This window comes from Streptomyces sp. NPDC060027 (genome assembly GCF_042737005.1).
In the GTDB taxonomy this organism is placed as follows: Bacteria; Actinomycetota; Actinomycetes; order Streptomycetales; family Streptomycetaceae; genus Streptomyces.
The window spans coordinates 1-9,784 of the sequence record NZ_JBHWVI010000282.1 but is presented as its reverse complement, the minus strand read 5'-3'; the positions used below and the strand labels follow the sequence as shown (position 1 = coordinate 9,784).

The 9,784-nt window shown below is 69.1% G+C and carries 7 protein-coding genes; 4 read left to right on the top strand and 3 right to left on the bottom strand.

What is annotated here, in order from left to right; genetic code table 11:
* Positions 1-91: 91 nt before the first annotated feature.
* Complete coding sequence (locus tag ACFWBT_RS38690) at positions 92-3,373, bottom strand: TIM-barrel domain-containing protein (RefSeq protein WP_385708236.1); 3,282 nt, start codon at positions 3,371-3,373, stop codon at positions 92-94.
* A 455-nt stretch (positions 3,374-3,828) separates the two neighbouring features.
* Entirely contained in the window at positions 3,829-4,350 is a 522-nt protein-coding gene (locus ACFWBT_RS38685) for a hypothetical protein (protein WP_385708233.1), read from the bottom strand.
* A 706-nt stretch (positions 4,351-5,056) separates the two neighbouring features.
* On the opposite strand from ACFWBT_RS38685, the gene ACFWBT_RS38680 reads away from it, so the two are divergent.
* The 4 genes from ACFWBT_RS38680 (at position 5,057) to ACFWBT_RS38665 (ending at position 8,795) form a co-directional block, all read left to right on the top strand.
* Positions 5,057-6,187, top strand: a complete 1,131-nt coding sequence (locus tag ACFWBT_RS38680) for a CATRA conflict system CASPASE/TPR repeat-associated protein (RefSeq protein WP_385708230.1) — start codon at positions 5,057-5,059, stop codon at positions 6,185-6,187.
* A 276-nt stretch (positions 6,188-6,463) separates the two neighbouring features.
* Positions 6,464-7,012 carry an FABP family protein gene (locus ACFWBT_RS38675; protein ID WP_385708227.1) on the top strand — a complete coding sequence of 183 codons (549 nt, stop codon included), beginning with the start codon at positions 6,464-6,466 and terminating at the stop codon, positions 7,010-7,012.
* A gap of 276 nt (positions 7,013-7,288) precedes the next feature.
* The gene (locus ACFWBT_RS38670) at positions 7,289-7,969 is read left to right on the top strand and encodes an adenosylcobinamide amidohydrolase (protein WP_385708225.1); all 681 of its coding nucleotides are present in this window, start codon (positions 7,289-7,291) and stop codon (positions 7,967-7,969) included.
* Between the two features lie 310 nt (positions 7,970-8,279).
* Positions 8,280-8,795 (top strand): hypothetical protein, encoded by a 516-nt coding sequence (locus ACFWBT_RS38665; protein ID WP_385708222.1) that lies wholly within the window; start codon positions 8,280-8,282, stop codon positions 8,793-8,795.
* A 425-nt stretch (positions 8,796-9,220) separates the two neighbouring features.
* Here ACFWBT_RS38665 and ACFWBT_RS38660 read toward each other — a convergent pair whose 3' ends face one another.
* Positions 9,221-9,640: a hypothetical protein gene (locus ACFWBT_RS38660; protein ID WP_385708219.1), complete on the bottom strand. Its 420-nt coding sequence runs from the start codon at positions 9,638-9,640 to the stop codon at positions 9,221-9,223.
* Between the last annotated feature and the right edge of the window lie 144 nt (positions 9,641-9,784).

Genomic DNA, 9,784 nt, shown 5'->3' with positions numbered 1-9,784 from the left:
GTCCTCGTACTGGATGTACTTGGGCTTTCGGCCGGTGCGGCGAGAGTGCGTGCCGGGAGTCGCGACGGGGCGAACGTTGCCTGTCGCGGCACTAGTACGTGACGGTGATCGGGCTGTGCACACTGTGGCGTGGGAGTGTGATGGTCAGGACCTTCGAGGTGCTGTCCCAGTGGTAGGCGTGCGGGGACAGTCGCACGCCGGTGGCCGAGACCTTGGTGGGTGCCTGCGTTCCCAGCAGGGAGAGCGTCCACCGGCGCGTCTTCACCTGACCGCGGAAGGATCCCTTCGCCGGACGGATCGACACCGTGTGGTGCGAACCGTTCTGCCGGTACCGGATGGTCGTCGTGGCGCTGCGGCTCTTCTCTTTGCTGGAGCCGTTGTCCTCGTAGAGGCGGAACGACCCCGACGCACCGGCGGCGACGGTGAGCGTGACGTCGGTCAGGGGGTTGCGGTCGTTGCTGGACACGTTGTGGGTGCGGGTGGGCAGGATGCCGCCCGCCTTGATGAACACCGGCATCGAGTTCAGGTCGGTGGTCACCTCTCGGGTGACCCCGCCGGTGTAGGTCTCTCCGGTGAAGTAGTCGGTCCACCGGCCGGGCGGGAGCCACACCGAGGTGGTGGCAGAGGTGCCCGGCGTGGTCACGGGGGCGACCAGCACGTCGGAGCCGTAGAAGTACTCGCTGTTCGCGGCGGCGTACGCCTCGGGCTCGTCGGGGTACTCCAGGTAGGTGGGGCGGACGATGGGCACGCCGGTGCGGTTCGCCTCCTCGGCGAGCGTGTAGGTGTAAGGCAGCAGGTTCTCCCGGAGATTGAGGAACTTGTCGGCCGACTGCCGCGCCGCCGTGCCGTACTGCCAGGGCAGCCGGTCGCTGTGGTTGCTGTGCAGGCGGTCGATGGGCTGGAAGGCACCGAACTGGACCCAGCGGGCGTACAGGTCGTCGGGCAGTTTGTGCGTCGTGCGGGTCTGCCCGCCCTCGGTGTACGTCTCCGAACCGGTCAGCCCTGTCGTGTCGTTGTGTCCGCCGATGTCGTGGGTGATGGCAGCCATCCCGGTCGCGGCGGACTCCCCGGGGGTGTAGCCGACCGCCAGCTTCAATGTGCCCCACGTCGAGGAGGTGTCGCCGGTGAAGTGCACGGTGGTGCGCTTGTCCGCCCACGGCCCGGTCGGCAGCCCCTGCTGGCCGCTGTACCCGGCCGCCTGCAACGAGCCGTACGCACGCGAGAGTACGAATCCGCGGCCGAGGGTCTCGGCACTGGCGGTGGCGTACTGCTGATTGATCCACGCGTCCGGGGTCACGCCCGGCAGCGACGACTGCGATGCGTCACAGCACCAGTCGAGCCACCAGAAGTCGTTGCCCTGCCGGTCCATGGTCCGGTGCAGGTCCATGTACGCCTTGAGCTGGTCCGGGTCGCCGAAGTCGAAGGTGTAGCAGTTGTCCTCGACGCCGGCGCCCGAGGCGCAGCCGCCCTTCGTCAGCTTGCCCTTGGCCGTGGCCTGCGCCTGGGCGAACTGGGGGTCGGACGCGAGGATGCTGGGGTGCACGTTGAGTGTGTTGTGCAGTCCCTGGGAAGCGGACCAGTCGAAGAAGCCCTCGGGGTCGGGGAACTTCGCGGGATCCATCTCCCAACCGCTCCAATTGTTCACGGCTTTGAAGTCCGTGTCGGTGACCAGGACGTCCAGCGGGGTGCCCTCGGAGCGGAACGCCGGGAGGATGGTGTTCTGGTAGTCCGCGGCGGTGCGGTCGATGTACTCCGAGTACCAGACGCCGTAAGCCCACTGCGGCAGCAGAGCGGGCGGCCCGGTCAGCCAGGCCAGATCGGCGAGTCCCTGCTTGTAGTCGTGTCCGTAGCCGAAGACGTAGCCGTCCTGGTAGGGCGCGCCCCCATGGCCGGGGCGGGGCTCTGGCTTCTTCGTCGTGGTGTCGTACAGCGCTGACGGCGTGTCGTCGAGGAGATACCAGCCGTCCTGGTTGAGCAGGCCGGGTGTGGTGACGAGGGAGTCTTCGTTGCCGGTCACGCCGTCGAGACCGCGGCGGTATCCGCCCAGCGCGATGTGCGGCGGGGGAGCGGCCGCCGTCGGGGCGGCCACCGAGACGGTGTCCGCGTTGATGTGGCAGCTGGCCGCGCCGGGGCAGCCGAGGGTGATGTCGTTCGGGCCCGCTGCGAGAGTGACGGGCACCGAGGCCGACTGCCAATCGCCCCAGTCCTTGGTCGCGGGGAACGACAAGGTGGTGTCGGTGCCGGCGGCGGACACGGTGGCGGTGCGGGCCTGGTGGAGACCGTCGCCACCGACGCCGTTGGCGTAGCGGACCCGGAGGGTGTAGACGCCGTCGGCGGGCACGCCGACCACATGGGTCGTCAGACTCGATCCTTGGTTGAGCTCACCGACGAAGGCACTGCCGGCGTATCCCCTGTGGTCGGCGGCGCGGACCGCCGAGCCGCCGATGCGTCCCGCCTCCGCCTCGCAACTCGTGCCGTACAGGCAGTCCGTGATCGCGGTGCTGGAGGTGGGCGGGTATGCCTCGCCGGGCCGGACGAGCGCGACGCTGTCCAGATTGACGTTGCCGGAGTCCGAGGCCGTCCGGGTCAGGGAGAGCGTGTGGTGACCCGCGCCGAGTCGGACGCTTGCCGTGGCGACGTTCCAGGTGTCCCAGTTCGCCGTGGTCGGCAGAGAAACCGTCTGCTGAGCGCCGCCGTCCACGGCGAGCGTCAAGGTGCGCGTCCGGGTCTGGCCGTCACCTCCGCGGGAGTTGGCGTAGCGCACGTCGAGCTGATAGGTGCCGTCGTCCTTGATATCGATGTCAGCGGTCGCCGAGCTGCCTGTGCCTTCGAATCCCGCCGTGAAGCCGGTCCCGGTGTGGCCGCCGTGGTCGGAGGCGACGGAAAGCCCGTTGAGCTGGAGGCTCTCGGCCTCGCACAGTGTGCCGAGCGCGCAGGTCAGCCGCTGCCAGGGGGTGGCGGTCACGGGAGTGCCGCCCGCCGTCGAATGCACCGAGAGGTTCTGGGCGTCGAAGGGCCCGGAGCCGACCTTGTAGCGCAGACTCATCGCGGTTGTGCTGATGGTGAGCCAGCCGTTGGACGTCCTGGCGCTGTATGCGGCCGGTTCGAACCCGTCGCGGCCGATGGCGTTGAACGTCGGATCGTCGGTGAACTTCCGGTCGCCCGCGTATTCAGTGCGGATCAACGTGGGGGAGAGGATCTCGAAGCGGGCGTCCCCGGACGAGACGGTGGGGATGCGGTGGCTGCGCGTACCGTCAGCTGATGCTAAGTCGGCACCTGTCAGCGTCGTGGTGGCGGCGACAGCGAGGGCAGTGGCGACGCATACCCGCTGCCGTGGGGATCTCAGCCGTCGCCTCTTTGAAGCGGCCGTCATGCGCAACTCCGATCTGCTGTCGGTCGGGAGGCACCTCTCCGCCATGCCGGTCGGGACCCGGATCCAGCCTCCCGCTTGCGGTCAACCTCTGTACTGCGGGCATGTTCTGATGGGACGTCAGTGCAGGGCATAATCGGTCCGCGTAGCCCTCATCCGCTCTTTTCATCGTTGGAAAGCGGTCCTGGCATCAGAGCACGTCGTCTCTCGCGATGTCCATATGGCTGCCGGCGGAGTTCCGGTCCTGTCATGTCCGAGCGCCCGTGAGCCGATGGGCTGGTGCACTGCGCTTGGGTGCCATGCTGTGTCAGCTTCGAGCGGCATGCGGCATGCGGCATGCGGGATCGGCCGACTCAAGAGGCGCCACGCTGTCGTTACGCGACCCGACAAACTCGCGGTCCGCCACGAGGTGACCGTCCTCATCGCAGCCATCGACGAGTGGCTGTGACCCACAGCCGTCACACAGCGGGATCCACGTTCCACGCCTCAGGCAGATCGCTGCCGCAGAAGACGCACACGAAGGCGTCCTCGCGCACGATGTTGTGCTCCTGGCATCCAGGGCACCGCCGGAACACCACCTCATGGGTGAAGCCGGAGGGCCGCCTGAGCTCTATGCCGTCCAGAGCACGAGCGACTGCCGACCAGGAGCTGACGTCCGGGCAGTACCCGGTTGAGTGATTACTTACCTCGCCCACGACCCACCAGTCCGCCTCGCGCGTGAAGCCGATCTCGCCGGCGCTCAGAACCAGGTCTCCGCCGGCACAAGCCACGTGCTCGCTTCGTCGCGGCGCCAGCCGAAGCACACCGTCCGTGCAGACCACGAAGGTGAACGGCTCGGCCAGCTCCGCCACCGATCGTTCCGTGATCCAGCTTCCGAAGTCAGCCGCCGAGTTGATCAGGCACCCGCCGCTGCCAGGCCGGACCGCAGCCCTCAGCTCGACCGGACCGACGTAGCGATAGCTTCGCCCCCGCGCATTCACGTGAGCCAACCTAGAACACTTCCGACGCACGCCCTGGTACTCCAGCCGTAGATCGTGATCGCGTGCGAGTGTGACCATGCCGAGCCCGATCCTGACGCAGGCGGTCGTGGGACTCGGACGGAGAAGTCGGTGATCTTCTGCGGTGTCACCCGGACGATGAGCCGGAGCACCTCTTCCGGCTCGGTCGGCGGGTCCTCGCCGAGGTACCTCTGAGAGAGCTTGCGCGGCAGCGACTTCTCCCGGTCCTCGATCAGTCGTGACGTACGTGCGTCAGGGCATCCGGCGACCTGATCACGGCTTCGAAGTCGACCTCTCCCCGACCGATGTCCGCGATGCCCGGCAACGTACGCACCGCACGTACCGCTTCAGTCAGGTCGGGGGTTGTCAGGACAGCAGCCGCCGCAGAGTTACTCATCCCTGAACCGTAGGAAGGCACTCACCGGGGTCAACTCCGCCGGGCGCGGGCGAGGGTGTCGAAGACCCACTGACGAAACACAAGCCGCGGGAAGAACCGGCCCTCGACGTCGAACTTGAGCGAAAAGGACGGAGCCATCATCAAATCCCGGTGCACGGTGCGGACGGAGACGAAGGTGTCGGGAAGGTGCCCACGTGGTCCGGCCCTTCGGAGACGGCGTCCCGTGCCACGTCGCGCCACAGGGCGACGGCCCGGTCGAGGTCTTCGGGGTCCTCAGTGGCCTCGTAGCGGGTGTGCAGGCTGGCCGCCACCCCGACCGATCCCCCGGCCGTCGCGCGGCTGATGCGTCCCGAGATACCGGCCCCGGCGGATTCGGACTGGGGAGCCTCCGGGGTGCGCGCCCGGCAGGGCTTCCTCGTGTGGGAGCTGCCCGGTGGCGGTCCCCAGGCCGCGCCGACACAGCGCAGGCTCGCCGTTCTCGCACCGCCGGTATTGGAGGAGGAACTTGATGCCTGGCTCTGGAGCTCGGCGACACCGGGCCTGGTCCCCTTCACCCGCTACCTCGTCCACGCCGCCAAGACGCGTTACGAACGCCGTCTGCTGCTGTCCGGGCTGGCCGGGCTGCGCGACCTGCGCACAGGAGTCGAGGGCATCTGCGACTCGCTCTTCACCGACGCCACTGGCTGGAATCACTCCACGGCCGGACCGTCCGTCGACGCCCTTTCCCGCGCGCGCCACGACCTGCGGCGGCTCCGGGGTGCCTCGGGCGGCATGGCGGCATCGATGAGCGCACTGCGCGGACTCGCACAGACCCTTGAGGTGGCCACCTCCAACATGGAAGCCGCGGTCGGGGCGGACTTCCCCGGCCCCGACAGGGGTCCGCTCTCCCACGACCTGCGTACGGCCGCCCTCACCCTCGCCCAGGCGCGCGCGGAGGAGATCTACCTCTCCGCCGCCCACACCCGGGCCGGCGATGTCATCGCCCTCGCGGAAGCCGAGACCAGCACGCGCCTCGGCGAACACCAGGCCCGGCTGACGCTTCGGCAGACGTCCTTCCTCGGCGGCCTGTTGATGCTGCTCGCGGCCGTCCAGGCCCTCACCTACGAGCTCCCGCTCCCCGGGCCTCTCATGGCTCCCGTGATCTGCCTCCTCAGCAGCCTGGCGCTCGCCCTTCCCATGCTCTCCTGGCACTGGTCCCTCACGACGGCCCCACCCCGCCGCGCCCGCACCGCGGTCGTCGCCTGCGCCGCGGTCGGCGCATCCGCGGGCTGGCTCCTGTACTCCCTCACCACGCACCTCCTTCACCGGACCGACAGCCCCGGCCCGACCGTGCTCGCGGCCGCGGCCGGGGCCGCACTGCTCATGGCCGTGGACAGCCTCAGGGTCCGCAGCATCCGGCGGACAAGAGCCCGTCACACGTAGGACGACTGCTCCGGCCGGGCACCGCTCCTACGGCGAACCCTCGCAGGCACGGACATGTTCCGGTGCAGGGGTGATCGGCCCTTCAGGGCCGGTCTTCAGCCGGGTTCTTCCGCGGCTGTTCGTCGGACTCGTTGGAGGGGCGATCCGGCAAGACCGCCCTTGACACACCATCAGCGATCTACACTCCGAACGACGCCTCTGACCAGGCCAGATAGCGAACCGCTGCCGGAGTCCAGGCTGCCACGCAGTACCCGCCTCAACCCAGGAGTGCATGTCATGGTCGACCCCGCTCGGAAGCACCCGTACCCCGACGCACTCCGGTCGGACCAGGCGCCCGCGCCGCACGTGCTGCTCGCGCCGGTGATCGGACTTCTCGGCACCTGGGTCGGACGGGGCCGCGGAAGCTACCCGACGCTCACGGAGGAATTCGCCTACGAGCAGGAGGTCACCTTCAGCCACGACGGTCGGCCCTTCCTCCACTACGAGACACGCGCCTGGCTGCTGGACACGGACGGTACTCCGCTGCGCCCATCGGCCCGGGAGAGCGGCTGGTGGCGAATTCAGGCCGATGGACACGTGGAGGCGCTGATCACCCAGCCCACCGGCGTCGCGGAAATCCTCGTCGGCCGAGCGGCCGACCGCGCGGTGGATCTCACCACTCATCAGGTCGCGCTCGCCCCCACGGCCAAGGAGGTCGTCGCCACCCGCCGCCGGTACACCCTGACGGACGAGAACACCCTCGACTTCCTCCATGACCTGGCAGCGGTCGGTCAGCCCCTGCAACACCATCTCTCCGCACACCTTCGACGTGCGGGCGGAAGCTGAAACGCGCGGGTCAGCCACGGCCAGGAGGGCCGGGTCGGACGGCCGGTCGTCACCGGCCCCGTAGCAGGCCGAGGATCAGGGACGGCACGGCAGTGCGGCGAGGATGACGATGAAGCCTCCCTCGACGCTGCGGCGCAGAGACTCTCGCGGGGCGGGACGGTCCCCTCGGGTTCCGTCAGGGCGCCGCGCCCCTTGTGCGGCAGCGGTGGGCGCGCCGCTGCACGGGCGGCCGCGCGTACGATCAGCCCGTCCCCGCCCTGCAAGGAGTTCAGCCCGGTGACCGTCGTCATCCCGCCACCTCGTTCCGCCGCCGGTCTGATTCCCGTGCGGCGGCTCACCCGCATCGAGGAGGGCGAACGGCTGGGAGCACTGCTCTGGCGGGCGGGCGCCGGATGGCGGATGGTCAGCAGCGCTGTCCTCGGCGGAGGTATCGAGGAGCGGGCCTGGGTCCTGAACGCCCAGGTCTCCCACGGCTACCGGCGCACCGATCCCGCCCGGCACCTTGCCGAACTGGCCGCTGCCGTCGGCGTGCAGGGGCCGGGGGTCGGACTGATGACGGCCGCCGATGTCGCCCTCCACGGCAGCGCCCGTGACAGCGGTGCCGAGGCGGTCGTCACGGCCGGACTGGGGGTGAGGGGGTGGGCCGCGTCCCCGGCTGAGGGCGTACCCGTGCCCGTCGCGCCGGGCACGATCAACATCATTGCCGCGCTTCCGGTGGCGCTGAGTGACGCTGCGCTGGTCAACGCCGTAAGTACCGCTACGGAAGCCAAGGTGCAGGCTCTGCTCGATGCCGGATACGACTGCTCCGGCACACCCACTGACGCCGTGTGCGTCGCCGCGCGCAGCCCGTCTCCCGGGGACGAGGTGCAGGCCTTCGCCGGTCCTCGCTCGCTGTGGGGTGCCCGTCTCGCCAGGGCCGTCTACTCGGCCGTACGCGCGGCCGCTGCCGACGCGTGATCCGGTCTGTGGCACCAAAACAACTCGGCGGTACCCCGCTGGACGTCGGGCCGGGCCCGAGAGAGGGCCGGGACGCAGGGTCGGGCACGCAACGGCCGCGGCTCACCACCCGAGGCGGCACGATCCACTGCGGCGGGCCTGGCTTCAGGAGCAGCGGTCCGACCGAGGAGCCGCACTTGAGCAGTCTCGAGGGCCCGGCTCATCCGCGGCGGAGAACAACAAGGCTCCGGCAGTGCAACCATTGGCATCCCGAGGATGTCTTCCCTAGTGAAACCGTCTGTCCCCTTCACCAGGAACATCTGGGGGCGTCATGCACCATCACCGATCCCGTGCGGCAATCGTCGCGGGCATCCTTCTCACCGCAGTCGGCACCACAGTCCCCGCCTCCGCTGCCATGCGGCCGGAGGCATCTGCGAAGGCTCCGCCGTCGGCGCGCGTCGTCAACGCCCGTTGGGCCGGGCACTGCACCTTCGACCGGCTCGTCATCGACGTCCGGGGCAGCGCCCCGCACGTCAGCGTGAAGCCGGTCAAGACACTTCGCTACGATCCCTCCGGGAAGAAGGTCCCCCTCGCGGGGAAGTACTTCCTGGACATCAGGCTCTCTCCCGCGGTCGGCCACGACGCCGCGGGCAATGCGCTCTACAAGGGCCCCCGACTGGTGAAGATCCAGTTGTCCAAGCTCAAGGGTCTCGCCCTGACCGGAGACTTCGAAGGGGTGGTCTCCTTCGGAAGCGCGTTCCAGACCAAACCCACGTACAAGGTCTACAAACTGCACAGCCCCGAGCGCGTGGTCCTGGACTTCAACCACGCCAACCGTTGCGGGTGAGTGCCGGCCGTCGTTGAGGCGGCCGCCGCCCCTGTTGGGCGGCTGACATGGACTGGACCCGGGCGTCGATTCCCGACTCGGTGTCGATCGTCCCGAGTCCAGTACGTTCAGCCACGCCCGCGCGCCACTGTGCACGGCGGGCGTGCACGTTCACCTTGGCTGTGGTTCAAGGACATGGCCCGGCAGCCGCTGCGCTGAGCACCGTGTACGGGGGAGACTTCGCCCATGAGCACCAGGCGACGCCTCCTTGGCACCGGTCCGAGCACCACCACGAACACGTCGACGACGGATCCGGGACCGCGGCTTCTGCCCGCCGAGCGCGTCGAGCCGGATGTGCCGGTGCAGGAAGGTCCGCGGGACGGCGACCACGACCGGAAGGGCCGACGGAATCTGGGACCGGGCGTCGCGGGGAATCGAGCGAGTCGCTAGGCATCCGGAACATCCTCGTCGTGCCGGTCCCCATGGCGGGTGCGCAGGCGGGAGATGAGTGGTCCGCCGTAGCCGGCGGCCAGCGGCGCGAGGAACCACAGGACGTAGGCGTAGGAGAACACCCAGGCGAGACCGAGCCTCAGGACGAACCAAAAGCCCACCGCCCACGAACCATTGGCGTATCTACGGGCCTCCGCGACGTCGCCGATGACGAGACCGGCGTCCGCCGAGACCTCCTTGAGGGCGACCTCGCAGAAGACGATGCCCGCCATCGTGCCGGCGAAGAGGGTCTGCGCCATCGGATGGGAGATCGCCGACCCGATGACGGCCGTCGGGAACGGCAGGAACGCGACCAGCAGCAGGAACGGCGCATGCCAGAACGCGAGGGCCTTCGACAGCACGCGGATCCGGTCCATCAGTTGGTGGTGACGGCGCCACACCGACCAGAGGGATCGTGGACCTGATCCTAGTGCTGGATTCCTCATTGGATGTACACATATCGGCGCCGCAGGAGGCGGGTTGGTGGTGCGGGTCTTCCCCATATCCAGGGCCGGGCTCGG